Raw genomic sequence first — 16,695 nt, 5'->3', positions numbered from 1 at the left:
TTCAACAATTTATATAAAGAACAATACAAAAGTTCATTCATTCTCAATTCTTTAGCACTCAATCTAGTTTAAGATAAAACATCTGAAAAAATTGCGATTAAGCAAAACAAATCAATATAAGGTGAACCTATGAATATGCTTCGTAAAACGGTTGGTGCAGTAGTAATAAGTGCGGCTGTGTTTGCACCGATAATGAGTACCCATGTTTTTGCAGCAGGTGCTGCATCGGAGCAACAAGCGACAGCACAACTGATTAAACAACTGGGTGATATTAAAAGTTTAACTGCTAATTTTGAACAAACCACGAAAGCAACAGATGCCAGTAAAATAGCGCCTAAAAAAGGTTTAACCGCACAGCACATGAATCAAACATTCAAAGGTTTAATGAAGGTTGAGCGTCCAGGTAAATTCTATTGGCAAACAACATCGCCCGCGAAACAAACCATTGTAACCTCGGGGCGTACAGTATGGATTTATGATCCTGATTTACAACAAGCGGTTCGTCAAAGTCTAGATGAGCAAGTGGCAAATACACCTGCATTACTGTTATCTGGAAATACTAAGCAGATTATGAATGCATATAAAATTACCATGCCTGATGCTGCTAAAACTTATTACACGCTTTATCCTAAACAAAAAGATGGTGCATTTCAAAGTTTGACCATTAGTTTTGGCGCAAAAAATGCACCCACATTAATGATTTTAAAAGACTCTTTAGGGCAAACAACTACTATTCGTTTTAATGATGTTAAAGTTAATGCAACGATTCCGGCTTCAACTTTTAATTTTGTACCGCCTAAAGGTACAGATGTAATTGATCAATAATTTTCATTCAATCTATTGAAAGCAGTCTTTGGACTGCTTTTTTTGATTGTTGTTTTATGGCTGATCGTATCTTATAGGTTGATATTTCGTGTTTAAAAATACAGAAATTATGAGTATGAATAACAATTAAAAATGTTTATTTAATGTTGGGAGCTTTATGATTAAAATAAGTCTGATTATGCTGTAAAAATATGGAAATGAACGTGAATTTTAAAATTGGTTTTGCTGTTTCTGCGTTGGTTTCTGCAATTGTGCTGACAGCTTGTCAGGAAAAGCCAGCGCCACAGGCTGAACAGGTCACTGCGGCAGTTAAAACTGTAGCTTTAATTGAAGCTAAAATTGAACGTGTTGAATTACCAAAAAAGCAATTTTGTGATGAAGATGGTTGCACACAATATGATTTTCAGAATGTTAAAACCAATGTAGATTGGATTGATGCTTACTTTCTAGATCGTATGAAAAAAGATGTACCTATGGCTTTTTCAGTCGATGCGCATCAGACGCAGACAGCGAGTGATGTGGCTGTGACATCTCCTAAGGGGCTTAATCAAAATAGTATTTATGTACGTTTTATTTCACAGCAGTACAATTTGGCAACTTTTGTAATTCAATCTTATACTTATGTTGCTGGTTCGGCACATGGTATGCAGCACAATGAATTTGTGACCTTTGATTTAAATACACAAAAACGTTTAGCACTCACAGATATTTTAAAACCCAATGTGGAGGCTAAGGTTGCTGAGCAACTTTATGATGCTAATGCGAGTTGGTTAACGCAACATGACATCACACGTGACAAGTTGCAGTTGAGTGATAACTATTTTTATGGTGTAAATGGCATTGTTTTTGTTTACCCCTTATATGAGCTAGCACCTTATGCTGAAGGTATGCCTGAGCTACGCTTGCCTTATCAAATTGCAAAAGATTTGGTCAAAGCCGAATATTTACCTGCGTTGCCACAGATTAAGGCAGATCAACCCGTTAAGCAGGAAAATTAATTAAGGTGGTGTAAGGAAATTGAGTCTTGTGCATGATTGTTGTCTAAATATGCAATTCTAGGGCTGAAATATTCCTGTCACTGTATTTATCATGGTGAAAAGTTTACACTATGAACAGTTTTTTTCTAAATATTCAGATTGGCTATGATCGACCCGAAATTACTCAGAACTAATATTGAGGCTGTAAATTTAGCCTTAGCAAAACGTGGTGTTCAATTGGACACAGCGGAATGGGCTGCGCTTGAAGCACGCCGTAAAGACATACAATCCAAAACTGAAAACTTACAAGCAGAGCGAAATGCTGGTGCAAAACAGGTCGGTCAGATCAAAAAAGCTGGCGGTGATGCGTCTGAAATCATGGCACGTATGTCTGCCATTGGTGATGAAATCAAAGCCGCTGAAGTTGATTTAAATGAACTTCAAGCTGAACTTGATGCAAAATTGATGTCTATTCCAAACTTACCTGATGAATCTGTACCTGAAGGGAAAAGTGAAGAAGACAACGTTGAAATTTTAAAATGGGGCACGCCTCGTCAGTTCGATTTTGAAGTGAAAGATCATACTGACCTTGGTGAAATGATGGGTGGTTTGGAGTTTGAAACTGCGACCAAACTCACAGGAACTCGTTTTAGTGTTTTGAAAGGACCATTGGCGCGTTTACAACGTGCAATTACCCAGTTTATGTTAAATACGCATACACTTGAGAATGGTTATACTGAAGCCTATGTACCGTATTTAGTGAATGCTGATTCTTTGCGTGGCACAGGGCAATTGCCTAAATTTGAAGAAGATTTATTCAAATTACAAGGTGAAAAAGAATACTATTTGATACCGACTGCTGAAGTTCCTGTAACGAACTTTGTCCGTGACGAGATTATTGATCCTGAACGTTTACCACTCAAATATGCTGCACATACCCCGTGTTTCCGTAGTGAAGCAGGTTCGTATGGTCGTGATACACGTGGTTTGATTCGTCAACATCAGTTCGACAAAGTTGAAATGGTTCAGATTGTTAAACCTGAAGATTCTATGAATGCTTTAGAAGAATTGACAGGTCATGCTGAAGGTATTTTGCAAGCATTGGGTTTACCATACCGTAAAATTTTACTTTGCGGTGGAGATATGGGCTTCGGCGCATGCAAAACTTACGATTTAGAAGTTTGGGTGCCAAGCCAAGAAACGTATCGTGAAATTTCTTCATGTTCAAATATGTGGGATTTCCAAGCACGTCGTATGAAAGCACGCTATCGTGTAGACCAAAAGAAAACTGAGTTTATTCATACATTAAATGGTTCAGGTTTGGCTGTTGGTCGTACATTGCTTGCTGTGATGGAAAATTACCAACGTGCAGATGGTTCTATTGAGATTCCTGAAGTATTACGTCCATATATGGGCGGTGTAGCATTTATTGATTAATCGCTGAAATTATACTGTTATTTGAATAAGCCAAATTTTATATTTGGCTTATTTTTTTATGTAAAATAATGATGAATGAAATCAATCGTTAGGTAGGGTGAGGCATGGATGTATTAATTTATAATGAACTCGATACACAAAAGATTACGGGTTTAGATAAATTAATTGCTCACTTAAAAGCAGATGATTTTAAATCTGCCGATGTTAAAAAAATTCAAAATAATTTATATCGTGCCAAATTAAATCGCAGTGATCGCATTTTATTTTCGATTTATCAATATCAACAAAAAAACTATATTTTGCTTTTAGAGTATTTGAAAAAGCATGACTATCAAGGTTCACGTTTTTTAAATGCAAACATTGGTATTGATGAAGATGCTGTGCCTGTAGTGCAGTCTGCAGATGAGTTAACTATTGATGAACAGATGGTCTATATCAATCAGAATAATCCTCAGTTTGTATATTTAAATAAATTTATTTCTTTTGATGATGTGCAGCAGCAAATTTATCGTCATGCGCCTCCTTTGGTGATTATTGGTTCAGCAGGTAGTGGTAAAACTGCGATTTTATTAGAAAAAATGAAACAACTAGACGGGCAAGTATTGTATGTGACTTTATCTGCTTTTTTAGTCAAAAACTCACGTGAACTCTATTATTCAGACCATTATTATAATGATCAACAATTAGTCGATTTTTATTCCTACCAAGAGTTTTTAGAAAGCATCGCTGTACCAGATCAAGGTATGGCGGATACTGCATTTTTTATGCAGTGGTATAAAGAAAATTATAAACATAAATTTAGCGCACATAGTTTGTATGAAGAATTTAAAGGGGTTTTGACAGGTGCAATCACTGAAAAAGCTTATTTATCTAAACCTGATTATTTAAATTTAGGCATTAAACAGTCTATTTTTAATGTTGAAGAACGCACTGAGGTTTATGCAATTTTTAGTGAATATCTTGCAGCGTTGGAAAAAAATAATCTGAGTGATGTAAATGTACTTAGCTTTGAGTATTTGCAAAAAATCAAACCTGCCTATGATTTTGTAGTGATTGATGAGGTGCAGGATATTACAGCCATTCAACTCTATTTGATTTTAAATAGCCTAAGTAAATCTGGACAATTTTTGATGTGCGGTGATGCCAATCAAATTGTACATCCGAATTTCTTTTCTTGGGCGAAAGTTAAAACGCTATTTCATGAGCATGAATCCTTACATCATGGCGTTGAAATTACTCATATATTGCAACATAACTATCGTAATGCACAAAGAATTACTGAAGTATCCAATCGTGTTTTGTTACTTAAGAATGCGCGTTTCGGCTCGATTGATAAAGAAAGTCACTATTTAGTTAAAAGTAATGCTGATATTCAAGGTGGTGTATATTTTCTAAAAAATGTACCTGATGTTTTACATGAACTGGATCAAAAGACAGCCGTTTCTACGCAATTTGCTGTTGTGGTGATGCATGAATCACAAAAGCGCATGGCACAGCGTGTATTCAAAACTCCATTGGTCTTTGCAATTCAAGAAGCCAAAGGCTTGGAATATCAAAATATTATTCTTTATAATTTTGTCAGTCAGTCTGCTTCATATTTTTCAGATATTTGTGCTGAGATTGGTGTGCAAGATTTGCAAAATGATTTTGTCTATGCGCGAAATAAAGATAAGGCAGATAAATCACTCGAACTTTATAAGTTTTATATCAATGCTTTGTATGTGGGACTAACGCGGGCAATGTCTAATATTTATTGGGTAGAGCAACAAGATCAGCATCGTATTTTTCATTTATTGGGGTTGGATCAAGCCGCCGATTATTTAGATTTGGCAGATCAGCAATCGAGTTTAAAAGAGTGGCAGAAAGAAGCACAAAAACTTGAACTACAGGGTAAAAGAGAACAAGCGGCACGTATTCGTAAGGAAATTTTAAAAGAAGAAACACCGAATTGGGTGACTTTGAACAGCAGTGAATTAATACAACTCGCTCATCAAGCTTTAATATTAAAGAATAAAAAGGCGCAATTAACCTTGTTTGAGTATGCTGTAGTGTATCAGCATCAGGCATATTTGATGAAGCTTGCGGAAAGTGGTTTTAAACCTGCATTGAGTATTTTCAATCAGGCAAATGTCGTGCAAGCACATAAAGCTGAACAGGGAATTTTAGCCAAATATTATATGAATTATCAGGTGAAGCATCCGACAGCATTAATTAAGAAAATAGAAAAATTCGGTATTAACCACCGTAATGAGTTTAATCACACGCCACTCATGGCGGCAGTTTGGGTGGGGAATGCTGAGTTCTATCAGCAACTATTGCAAGATGGTGCTGATGCACAATTGATTGATAGTCATCATTTAAATGTATTTCAAATCGCATTACAGCGTAGTGTGCTCTCGCAAAAAAATATATCGAACTTTGCAGAACTGATTCCTAACTTAGAACAGAATAGTTTGGTTCTACAGATTAATCATCGTTTATTTAAGTTGGAGCCCAACCAACCTGAATATTTGATTGTTCAGTTGATGTATGTGATGAGTCTGATTCATGGCTATCAGCGTTATGTTTGGTTGGAAAAAGCTTTCGATAGCACTTTATTGTTGGAGTATTTACAACGATTGCCTGAGCATATATTTGATAAAAAACGTCAAAAACGCACGTATATCAGCAGTTTGTTCTCAAAAAATGAAGTTTGTAGTTCTGATAAATACAATAAGAAACTCTTTAAGCGCGTGGGGCGTGGGCAATATATGTTGAACCCTGAATTGGTGATGAAGATCAATGGTGAGTGGCATCCAATTTATCAAACTATGGATGTAAAGCGTGTTGATTATTATAAAGAAGAACCGATTGGCTTAGATTATGCATATAAAACAGATGCGGATAAAGTTGATCCTATAATTTTAGAGCATTCGCTGAAAGCACTTGAAAAAAAGGATCAAGAATACCGAAATCGTTCATCAATGTTTTTTGATATTATTGGGCGCAAATATGATGATAAAATTGTGGCTGAATCCTAAAGGGGCGTAACGTGGATATTTTTCCCATCTCTTTGAAATTACAACAACAAAAATGTTTGTTGGTTGGTGGTGGGCGCATTGCTTATCGTAAAGCTTTACTGCTTGCAAAGGCAGGTGCATGCGTTGATGTAATTGCACCTGATATTGAGCCTGAATTATTAGATTTGGTGCATGCTACTCAGGGGCAGTATGTTGCACATGCTTATGATATGCAATCAGGTTTATCTCATCATGGATTAAGTTTGAATCTGTACCGTTTAGTGATTGCTGCAACCAATGATAAGTTAGTCAATCAAATTGTATTTGAACATTGTGAAATTTTGAATGTGCTGGTGAATAGTGTGGATGATTTACCACATTGTCGTTTCATGGTGCCTGCGATTATTGATCGTTCACCTTTGGTGATTTCTATTGCGACTAATGGTGCTTCTCCTGTGCTATCTCGTCAAATTCGTACTCAGCTTGAGGCATCTATTCCGCATGGTATGGGTAAGCTTGCTGAATTTTCAGGGAAATGGCGTAAAATCGTTAAAGAAAAAATTATCAATCCTGATGAGCGTCGTATTTTTTGGGAAGATTTATACGCAAGTCCGCTGAAAGAACAAGTATTTAACGATAATGTTGCAGAAGCGGATCGCCTTATTGAACAGGCATTATTAGGGTGGCAAAAGCCGAAAGGTGAAGTGTACTTGGTTGGTGCGGGACCAGGTGATCCTGAGCTTTTAACATTGAAAGCATTGCGTTTGATGCAACAAGCCGATGTTGTGATTTATGATCGCCTTGTTTCACCTGCGATTATGGAGTTATGTCGCCGTGATGCTGAGAAAATTTATGTAGGCAAAGCACGATCTAATCATTCTGTTCCACAAGAGGGCATAAATGCTTTGCTTGTGGAATATGCTTCGCAAGGTAAGCGTGTCTGTCGTTTAAAAGGTGGTGATCCGTTTATTTTTGGGCGGGGTGGCGAAGAAATACAGGAACTCTTTGCGGCGGGTGTTACATTTCAAGTTGTTCCAGGGATTACCGCTGCTTCAGGTTGTTCTGCTTATGCAGGTATTCCATTGACTCATCGTGATTATGCTCAAAGTGTGCGTTTTCTAACAGGGCATTTAAAAGAGGGTTCGCCTGAGTTGCCGTGGAAAGAATTAGTTTATGAAAATCAGACGCTTGTGCTTTATATGGGTTTGGTAGGTTTGGAAAAAATCTGCCAAAAACTCATTGAGCATGGTCAGCGTTATAATATGCCTGTCGCATTGATCTCCAAAGGGACGACACCTGAGCAAAAAGTTGTGGTTGGAACACTTGCCGATATTGCCTCAAAAGTAGAGAATAACCACATTCAAGCGCCTACACTGACCATTATTGGCGAAGTGGTGAGTTTGCGCGAACAGTTACAGTGGTTATAAAACTCCTCCCAACCCCGCTTTAAGAAAGAAGGGATTTCCTCACTTTTTGGAGGGGGCTAGGAGCGGTTTAAGAAACGTTGAGAAAATTTGTGATACATGTTGTTTTATTTGAGCCTGAAATTCCTGCAAATACAGGAAATATTATCCGTTTATGTGCCAATACAGGTGCACAATTACATTTAGTCAAACCTTTGGGTTTTGAGCTGGATGATAAGAAGTTGCGTCGTGCAGGATTGGATTATCATGAATGGGCGCATATGAAAGTGTGGGAAAACTTTGCTGAATGTTTAGCGTATTTAAAAGTACAGGGTATTGAAAATGATGCAATTTATCCGTTAACGACGAAAGGTTCTGAAACACCACATACCTCAAATTTAAACCGTCCTATTGCATTATTAATGGGACCTGAAACTCGTGGTTTACCTGAAAGTGTGCGTTTAATATTTCCCGAAGCACATTGGATTCGTTTACCTATGGCACCAAACTCACGTAGTTTGAACTTGTCTAATGCAACAGCTGTAATTTTGTATGAAGCATGGCGTCAGCAAGGTTTTAAAGAGCTAAAATAACTCAGCTTAGTGTTTAGATTGGTATAAAACCCCATCTTGATGATGAGGTTTTATTTCAAGGTTTATAGTCAAAGTTGACTCAATTACATAGTTTTATATTGTGCTTCATCAAATTCTCTTTGTGCTTTCATGACGTGTTGCATATTGCCTTCAGCCCAAATTTTAAAAGATAGTGCGGTTTGTGCAAATTCAGCACCTAAAGCTGTGATTGCATATTCAACTCGAATGACTTTATTTTCATGGATAGTTCGTGAGATAAAACCATCACGTTCAAGAATTTTGACTTTTTGTGAAAGTACTTTAGGTGAAATACCATCTAAGCTTTTTTTAGTTCATTGAAATACATAGATTGTGATGCAAGTTGGTAAATAATCAATAAAATCCATTTATCTGCAAATTTGTCAAAAAAAGATCGAGCGGGGCAATTTGTTTTAAATATATTGAAATTTATCACTTTATTCATTTAAGACAGCCTTAATAAATACAATTTAAACTCAGTAATACTAAAAAATAGAGTGGTTACTTGGTGGTAACTAATTGATACTAGATTTCAAAAGTATATCATTAATTTATTCATTTTATGTGTATTCAATAATCGATACAATATTTTACTGTTTAGATAAATGGTTAGATTGAAGTTCATAATTGAATAAAAAATAAAATATTTTTAATACAATGCTAAAGAGTATTCATATGTCAAAAATCGCCGTCGTTTATTATTCAGGTTATGGTCACACCAAAGTGATTGCCGAAACTTTTGCCAATGAAATTCAGGCAAATTTGGTTCCAGTTGATCAGGAAGGAAATATTGCCGATGCAGATTGGGATACTTTAGATCAAGCAGATGCCATTGTATTTGGTGCACCAACCTATATGGGTGGTGTACCTTGGCAATTTAAAAAGTTTGCTGATGCTTCTTCTAAACGTTGGTTTACACGGGTTTGGCAAGATAAAATTTTTGCAGGTTTTACCAACAGTGCAAGCTTAAATGGTGATAAACAAGTCACCCTAATTAGCCTACAAACGCTTGCTTCACAGCATGGTGGTATTTGGGTGAGTCTGGGTCTTGCACCTTCAAATACAAAAGTTTCGACACGCCAAGATGTGAATAGTCTAGGTGGTTCTGTTGGTTTGTTGGTTCAATCACCAGCAGATGCAAGTGCAGATGAAATTCCAAGTGGAGATTTAGACACAGCAAAAGCATATGCAAAACGCATTAAAACTGTGACTGATAAATTTATTGGTTAAATATGGTGATGTTGTATTAAATGAATTATTTTATATTTTAGAAAAAATCAGAGTAAAAAAGACCGCATGTAAGCGGTCTTTTTTTCTTTGCCTCAATCCCTCTTTTTAAAAGAGGGAAATTAAAGCCTAATTAAGCAGATTTAACGGCAGCAATTAACTCAGCTTGACGTGTTTTAAGTGCGACAGGTAAGCGCTCACCAAGTTTGTCAAACAGTTCAGTATGGCTTTCAAGCTCTTTGATCCACTGGTCTTTATCTTGACCCGTTACAAGGTCAAATTGTTCTTTAGTGAAATCTGTACCTGTCCAATTCAACTGTTCATATGTTGGAACTAAGCCAATTGGTGTTTCAACAGCATCAGCACGGCCTTCACAACGGTCAATGATCCACTCAAGAACACGCATGTTTTGACCGAAACCAGGCCATACAAAGTTACCTTCAGCATCACGACGGAACCAGTTAACGTTGTAGATACCTGGAAGTTTGTTGCCGTTTGCAGCAGCTTTAGTGGCAACTTCTTCACCTAGTTCTAACCAGTGTGTGAAGTAGTCAGCCATGTTGTAACCCGCGAATGGAAGCATTGCGAATGGGTCACGACGAACGATACCTTGTTGACCAACAGCAGCAGCAGTTGTTTCAGAGCCCATTGTTGCAGCTTTATATACGCCATCAACCCAGTCAAATGCTTCTGAGATTAATGGAATAGTGTCTGCACGGCGACCACCGAAGATGAATGCTGAAATTGGAACGCCAGCTGGATTTTCCCAGTCAGCATCAATAGAAGGGCATTGACCCGCGGCAACAGTGAAGCGTGCATTTGGATGCGCAGCTTTTTCACCCGTAACGTGCGGTTGTCCTTTCCAGTTTGTAAGGTTAGCAGGCGCTTCTTTAGAAAGACCTTCCCACCAAACTTCACCGTTATCAGTCACAGCTACGTTTGTATAGATTACATCTTTAGTCAATGTAGCCATACAGTTCGGATTGGTTTTTGTATTTGTACCTGGTGCAACACCAAAGAAACCAGCTTCAGGATTGATTGCATATAAACGACCATCTTCACCTGGTTTGATCCAAGCAATATCGTCACCTACAGTTTCAATTTTCCAACCTTCATAACCTACAGGAGGAATCAACATTGCAAAGTTGGTTTTACCACATGCAGAAGGAAATGCTGCTGCGATGTAATGTTTTTCACCTTGTGGATTTGTTACGCCAAGGATCAACATGTGTTCAGCCAACCAACCTTGTTGACGACCCATAGAAGATGCAATACGTAACGCTAAGCATTTTTTACCCAATAATGCATTACCGCCGTAACCTGAGCCATAAGACCAGATTTCACGAGTTTCTGGGTAATGAACGATATATTTTTCAGGATTACATGGCCAAGCAACATCTTTTTGACCTGCAGTAAGCGGTGCGCCTACTGTGTGTACACATGGGATATAGTCGCCATCTGTACCCAATACGTCATAAACAGCTTTACCCATACGCGCCATTTTACGCATGCTAACAGCAACATACGGCGAATCAGTCAATTCGATACCGATGTGTGCAATATGTGAACCTAAAGGCCCCATAGAGAAAGGTACAACATACAAAGTACGACCTTCCATTGCACCATCAAATAAACCATTGAGACGTGTACGCATTTCAGCTGGAGCTTCCCAGTTGTTTGTTGCACCAGCATCTTCAGCTTTTTCTGAACAAATATACGTACGACCTTCAACACGAGCAACGTCAGAAGGATCAGAATTGGCAAGGTAAGAACCAGGGTGCTTTTCTTGGTTAAGCGCTTGCATTGTGCCGTTAGCGATCATTAAATCAATATAACGTTGATTTTCTTCGTCACTACCGTCACACCATTCAATTTTTGCTGGTTTCGTTAATTTTGCAATTTCTTCAACCCATGCAATGAGCTTGGGATGACGAACGAATTCTGGTGCGTTCACTTGGGTCATGGTGAGGCCTATCTAAAAAATGTACATTTTTATGTACAAATAATAATCAAAATGCAGGTTTACTACATTTAGATTTTAAGTATGAAAAAAAGTGGGCATATTAAACCACATATTCATGTAAAAAATAAGACTAAAGGCGTAAAAGATACCAAATTCAACATTTTTGCTAAAATATTGAATTATAATAATATTTTAGGGTTAATGCTGTTAAAATATTCATATTAATGGTATTTATGTGTGATATTTTAAAAATAAATAGTATTTGTTTACAGTGGGATAGTAGTTGCTGTTTTGCAAAAAAGTATCATTGATTTAATGAATGATTATAATTTGAATTTTACATAAAGGTGCTTTTATTTGCATACATAATCAACGAAATTAGAATAAAGACTTTAAAAGAATCAATCTTATGCAATCAGCATTAAAACCACTTTCGATGATTTACAATGAAAAGTCTGGTTTTCATGCAAGTCATCATGATGAAATTTATGAACAATTGATGACCCTTTGGACATCGTATGGTTTTGAAATTCAAGTTTTTGATATTAAAGCTGAGCGAGATATACAAAGCTTAATGAAAAAAGTATTTCAACGCCATGAAAAATATCAACATCAAGGTGTGATTGTCGCTGCGGGTGGGGATGGTACGCTCAATGCGGTAGCATCACAAATGCTCAATCAAAAAATTCCAATGGGTATTCTACCTTTAGGTACTTTTAATTACGTGGCGAGAGTTTTGCATATTCCGCTTGATATTTTACAGGCTGCTGAAGTAATTGCGACAGGTGAACAACGTGCGTCACATGTGGCATGTATCAATGATCAAATTTATTTAAATAACGCAAGTTTGGGGCTGTATCCTTTATTTATTAAAAAACGAGAAGAATATAACCGTAAATTTGGGCGTTTTCCTTTAAATGCCTATACATCTGGTTTAGATGTGCTGATTCGAGATTGGAAAGAATTAAAACTCGAAGTTGAAGTCGATGACAAAAAATATCCTGTTAAAACACCACTGATCTTTTTTGGAAATAATCAATTACAACTCGAAGAGTTAAATCTTAAAGTGTCTAAATGTGCTGAGTTTGGTGAAATTGCGGGTGTGGTGATTGCTAAAGGGGACAAGCTGACTTTATTTAAAACCTTATTTCAAACCATTCGAGGCAAGTTGGAACAAGCATCGGATGTGTATAGTTTTGGTGCGCAAAAAGTCACAGTCTATTCGCAAAAGCCTAAACTAACGGTCGCGATTGATGGAGAAATTGTATCAATGTCTACGCCACTACACTTACATGTAGAAAAAAATGCATTAAATATTATGGTGCCTCATGCTGCTACATCTGTCTGATCTACATTTTGGTACAGAGCGCCCTGAATGTATTCGAGCGATTCAAAAGTTTTGTATTGAACAGCAACCAGAAGTGGTGGTTGTGAGTGGTGATTTGACACAACGTGCAAAATTTAGGGAATTTTTGGCATGTAAGCAGTTTTTAGAATCCTTGAAAATACCATATTTTGTCGTGCCGGGAAATCATGATATTCCGCTGTATCATTTATGGAATAGGGCTTTTCGTCCATTTGGTTTGTACCAACTTTTTTTTGGTAGTTTGGAAAATACGCTGGTCACTCAACATTTTTATTTGATTGGAATGAATAGTATTCGACGTCGTTATCACACACGAGGTTCTATTTCTTTAGAACAAATTCAAAAAGTTGATCAACAATTGATGCAAGCACCTGCGAATAAATTAAAAATTATTGTCAGCCATCAACCATTTTATACTGCAAAAGAAAATCATCATTTGAAAGATTGTCCTGCTTTAGGCCAATTTGCCATTCAAGAATGGGGGAAACATCAACTTTATGCTTTGTTACATGGGCATTTGCACTTGGTTGCTGTTTATGATTTAAATCAAGAGTTTGAATTAAATCTTAGTCAAGCTGTTTATGAAGTTCATGCAGGAACGGCTATTTCAAGTCGCTTACATAAAAATATACCCAACAGTTTTAATGTTATTAGTCGTGATGGTTCGTTTCAGCATTATTTTTATGATGAGCAACAACAGGATTTTATTGCCCAAATTTGAGGGTGAATTTTTAAATAATGAGCAATTTGATGTAAACGTGTAAAAAACACACATTTTTTGATTTTTTTTTATATTTTACCCTTGAAGCATTTATTTCAATCCCCACAAATGTGTCATGAATAAATTTTGTCGATGACCTAGGAATAAGAGTCATCTTCACATCGTAATCAATGACATTTTAAAATGTCGATGGAGTTTCTAATGAGCAACATTCGTCCTTTACATGACAACGTAGTAATCCGCCGTGTTGAAAAAGAAACTAAAACTGCGGGTGGTTTAATTCTAAGCACTTCAGCTGCTGAACAACCTGCTCAAGGTGAAATCCTTGCTGTCGGTAACGGTAAAGTAACTGATACAGGTGTACGCCCATTAGATGTAAAAGTTGGCGACAACGTATTGTTTGGTGCTTATGCAGGTACTAAAGTAAAAGTTGATGGTGAAGAGCTTCTTGTGATGAAAGAATCTGACATCCTTGCTGTACTTGAAGGCTAATTGCAGAACGAATTTGATTGTTCTGAACAATCAATGAATTGAAAAATTTAAAAATATTTGGAGATAAGCATGTCAGCTAAAGATGTAAAGTTTGGTGATTCAGCGCGTTCAAAAATGATCGCAGGTGTAAATGTCCTTGCAGATGCAGTAAAAGTAACTTTAGGTCCTAAAGGTCGTAACGTTGTTATCGACCGTTCTTTCGGTGCGCCGCACATCACTAAAGATGGTGTAACGGTTGCTAAAGAAATTTCTCTAAAAGATAAATTTGAAAATATGGGCGCTCAATTGGTTCGTGAAGTTTCTTCAAAAACCAATGACATCGCAGGTGACGGTACGACTACTGCAACTGTACTTGCTCAAGCGATTTTAAATGAAGGGATCAAATCTGTAACTGCAGGTATGAACCCAATGGATTTAAAACGTGGTATTGACCTTGCTGTTAAAGCATTAGTTAAAGAAATTAAAGCAACTGCAAAACCTGCTTCAGATACCAAAGCAATTGAACAAGTGGGTTCGATTTCTGCAAACTCTGATGAAACTGTAGGTAAACTTATTGCACAAGCAATGGAACGCGTTGGTAAAGAAGGCGTAATTACAGTTGAAGAAGGTTCAGGCTTTGAAGATGCGCTTGATGTTGTTGAAGGTATGCAGTTTGACCGTGGTTATATTAGCCCGTACTTTGCAAACAAACCTGAAACTTTGACTGCTGAACTTGAAAACCCATTCATTCTTCTTGTTGATAAAAAAGTTGGCAATATTCGTGAATTGATTACAGTGCTTGAAGCTGTAGCTAAAACAGGTAAGCCGCTTCTTATTATTGCTGAAGATGTTGAAGGTGAAGCGTTAGCTACACTTGTAGTGAACAACATGCGCGGTATTATTAAAGTATGTGCGGTTAAAGCCCCTGGTTTTGGTGACCGTCGTAAAGCAATGTTACAAGATATCGCGATCTTGACAGGCGCAACTGTGATTTCTGAAGAAGTGGGTATGACTTTAGAACAAGCAGGTCTTCAAGATTTAGGTACAGCACATAAAGTAACTGTTTCTAAAGAAAATACTGTGATTGTTGATGGCGCAGGTGATGCAGCTCAAATTGCTGAACGTGTTACTCAAATCCGTGCGCAAATTGAAGAATCTACTTCAGAATACGATAAAGAAAAACTTCAAGAACGTGTTGCTAAATTGGCAGGCGGTGTTGCAGTGATCAAAATCGGTGCTGCAACTGAAGTTGAAATGAAAGAGAAGAAAGACCGTGTTGACGATGCACTTCATGCAACGCGTGCTGCGGTTGAAGAAGGTGTTGTTGCAGGTGGTGGTGTTGCACTCGTACGTGCTGCTAAAGCGCTTGATGGTATTGTTGGTGCAAACGATGACCAAACTGTAGGTATTAACATTTTACGTCGCGCAATTGAAGCACCACTTCGTCAAATTGTTGCAAATGCGGGTGATGAGCCATCAGTTGTGATCAATGCTGTGAAAAGCGGTGAAGGTAACTTCGGTTATAACGCTGCAACTTCAGAGTATGGCGATATGCTTGAAATGGGTATTCTTGACCCTGCTAAAGTTACGCGTTCTGCACTTGAGCATGCTGCATCTGTAGCAGGTTTGATGTTGACGACTGAATGTATGATCACAGACATTCCAGAAGATAAAGCAGCTATGCCTGATATGGGCGGCATGGGTGGTATGGGCGGAATGATGTAATATCATTTAGACTATATAATCTAAAAAAATCCTCGCTTTTAGCGGGGATTTTTTTATTTTGATAAGTAGCTAGAACGTTGTGCGTTATTCTATTAAATTATTCTTTCCTAAAATGCTGTGGTGCTTCACCTAAATGCTTTTTAAACATGGCACTAAATGCACTAGGATTTGAGTAACCTAAAGCGATTGCAATCCTAGAAATAGATTCACCTCGTGACAACTTACCTAAAGCAAGTGCTATGTGCATTTGTTGAACCCAAGTACGATAATTCAATCCCGTTTCCTTTTGAAAAAGCCGAATTAGTGTTCGACTACTGGTGCCAATTTGGTCTGCCCACGCACCTAAATTTTTAGGATTGTCAGGATGTTCCATCAGCTCTTCACATATGCGAATTAAACGAGGATTTTTAGGCCAAGGAATTACGATCGGAAAAGAAGAAGCCTGCTTGATTTCATGAAAAATCAACAGCTGTAAAGATTTTTCAATTTCACTTTCTATAAGGTTTGGTTCAAACTCCAAATAATCTAATTGATTAAAACGTAAAACTAATTCACGCAAAAGTTTACTGATTCGAACAATAAAACAATGATTTCCAAGAGAGTTAGCTGCATTTTTTTCCACTAACACTGTGCTTAAACGTACTTCGCTTAGAGAAACAACACTGTGTTCAATATGCGCAGGAATCCACAACGCACATTGCGGTGGAACAATCCAAACATTGTCTGCGGTATAAACACGAATTGCACCTTCAGAAGCATATAAAAGCTGGGCACGGTTATGTGTATGTGGTGCAATAATACTACGATACGTATGTTGAGAACCTAAACCCACTATGAGCTTTTGAGGAGGTTTAATGTCCTGAATCATAAAAACCTCAAATCAAAAAGGGATATTAAAATATTAAAATTTGTCACTTATACGATGAATGTTGGAACTTAAGCTTATGGATGACAAATTAAAATAATAAAC

At 37.3% G+C, this 16,695-nt stretch carries 13 protein-coding genes and 1 pseudogene; 11 read left to right on the top strand and 3 right to left on the bottom strand.

From position 1 onward, the window contains the following. Nucleotides 1-129 precede the first annotated feature (129 nt). The 6 genes from lolA to ACK2M2_RS05530 all read left to right on the top strand — a co-directional run bounded on the left by lolA (nt 130) and on the right by ACK2M2_RS05530 (nt 8,234). Nucleotides 130-825, top strand: a complete 696-nt coding sequence (gene lolA, locus ACK2M2_RS05555) for an outer membrane lipoprotein chaperone LolA (protein ID WP_409511248.1) — start codon at nt 130-132, stop codon at nt 823-825. A 197-nt stretch (nt 826-1,022) separates the two neighbouring features. Beyond that, nucleotides 1,023-1,823 carry an RsiV family protein gene (locus tag ACK2M2_RS05550; RefSeq protein ID WP_419346639.1) on the top strand — a complete coding sequence of 267 codons (801 nt, stop codon included), beginning with the start codon at nt 1,023-1,025 and terminating at the stop codon, nt 1,821-1,823. Between the two features lie 144 nt (nt 1,824-1,967). Then, nucleotides 1,968-3,239 carry a serine--tRNA ligase gene (gene serS / locus ACK2M2_RS05545; RefSeq protein WP_419346493.1) on the top strand — a complete coding sequence of 424 codons (1,272 nt, stop codon included), beginning with the start codon at nt 1,968-1,970 and terminating at the stop codon, nt 3,237-3,239. A 104-nt stretch (nt 3,240-3,343) separates the two neighbouring features. After that, entirely contained in the window at nt 3,344-6,259 is a 2,916-nt protein-coding gene (locus tag ACK2M2_RS05540; RefSeq protein WP_419346491.1) for a UvrD-helicase domain-containing protein, read from the top strand. 11 nt (nt 6,260-6,270) lie between these two features. Further along, a complete protein-coding gene (cysG, locus tag ACK2M2_RS05535; RefSeq protein WP_419346489.1) occupies nt 6,271-7,665 on the top strand; it encodes a siroheme synthase CysG in 1,395 nt (464 codons plus the stop codon). Between the two features lie 89 nt (nt 7,666-7,754). Next, nucleotides 7,755-8,234, top strand: coding sequence for a tRNA (cytidine(34)-2'-O)-methyltransferase (locus tag ACK2M2_RS05530; RefSeq protein ID WP_419346487.1), 480 nt, complete (start codon nt 7,755-7,757; stop codon nt 8,232-8,234). Nucleotides 8,235-8,317: 83 nt separating this feature from the next. Here ACK2M2_RS05530 and ACK2M2_RS05525 read toward each other — a convergent pair. Continuing rightward, nucleotides 8,318-8,697: pseudogene (locus tag ACK2M2_RS05525) on the bottom strand (winged helix-turn-helix transcriptional regulator). Between the two features lie 230 nt (nt 8,698-8,927). Between ACK2M2_RS05525 and ACK2M2_RS05520 the strand changes: the two are divergent. After that, nucleotides 8,928-9,482 (top strand): flavodoxin family protein, encoded by a 555-nt coding sequence (locus tag ACK2M2_RS05520; RefSeq protein ID WP_409511242.1) that lies wholly within the window; start codon nt 8,928-8,930, stop codon nt 9,480-9,482. 130 nt (nt 9,483-9,612) lie between these two features. Here the strand turns inward: ACK2M2_RS05520 and ACK2M2_RS05515 are convergent, their stop codons facing one another. Beyond that, the gene (locus ACK2M2_RS05515) at nt 9,613-11,442 is read right to left on the bottom strand and encodes a phosphoenolpyruvate carboxykinase (GTP) (RefSeq protein WP_409511241.1); all 1,830 of its coding nucleotides are present in this window, start codon (nt 11,440-11,442) and stop codon (nt 9,613-9,615) included. A 409-nt stretch (nt 11,443-11,851) separates the two neighbouring features. On the opposite strand from ACK2M2_RS05515, the gene ACK2M2_RS05510 reads away from it, so the two are divergent. The 4 genes from ACK2M2_RS05510 (at nt 11,852) to groL (ending at nt 15,725) form a co-directional block, all read left to right on the top strand. Continuing rightward, entirely contained in the window at nt 11,852-12,790 is a 939-nt protein-coding gene (locus tag ACK2M2_RS05510) for a diacylglycerol/lipid kinase family protein (RefSeq protein WP_409511240.1), read from the top strand. Next, a complete protein-coding gene (locus ACK2M2_RS05505) occupies nt 12,771-13,529 on the top strand; it encodes a metallophosphoesterase family protein (protein ID WP_419346485.1) in 759 nt (252 codons plus the stop codon). Before ACK2M2_RS05510 ends, ACK2M2_RS05505 begins: the two co-directional genes overlap by 20 nt. A 201-nt stretch (nt 13,530-13,730) precedes the next feature. Further along, nucleotides 13,731-14,021 carry a co-chaperone GroES gene (locus tag ACK2M2_RS05500; RefSeq protein WP_409511238.1) on the top strand — a complete coding sequence of 97 codons (291 nt, stop codon included), beginning with the start codon at nt 13,731-13,733 and terminating at the stop codon, nt 14,019-14,021. 69 nt (nt 14,022-14,090) lie between these two features. Continuing rightward, a complete protein-coding gene (groL, locus tag ACK2M2_RS05495) occupies nt 14,091-15,725 on the top strand; it encodes a chaperonin GroEL (RefSeq protein ID WP_409511237.1) in 1,635 nt (544 codons plus the stop codon). A 97-nt stretch (nt 15,726-15,822) separates the two neighbouring features. Here groL and ACK2M2_RS05490 read toward each other — a convergent pair whose 3' ends face one another. Next, nucleotides 15,823-16,593 (bottom strand): AraC family transcriptional regulator, encoded by a 771-nt coding sequence (locus ACK2M2_RS05490; RefSeq protein WP_419346483.1) that lies wholly within the window; start codon nt 16,591-16,593, stop codon nt 15,823-15,825. Nucleotides 16,594-16,695: the final 102 nt, after the last annotated feature.

It is taken from the genome of Acinetobacter sp. TY1, from assembly GCF_048551395.1.
Taxonomy (GTDB): Bacteria; Pseudomonadota; Gammaproteobacteria; order Pseudomonadales; family Moraxellaceae; genus Acinetobacter.
The sequence above is the reverse complement of the archived record's forward strand: the minus strand, read 5'-3'. Positions and strand labels throughout refer to the sequence as shown.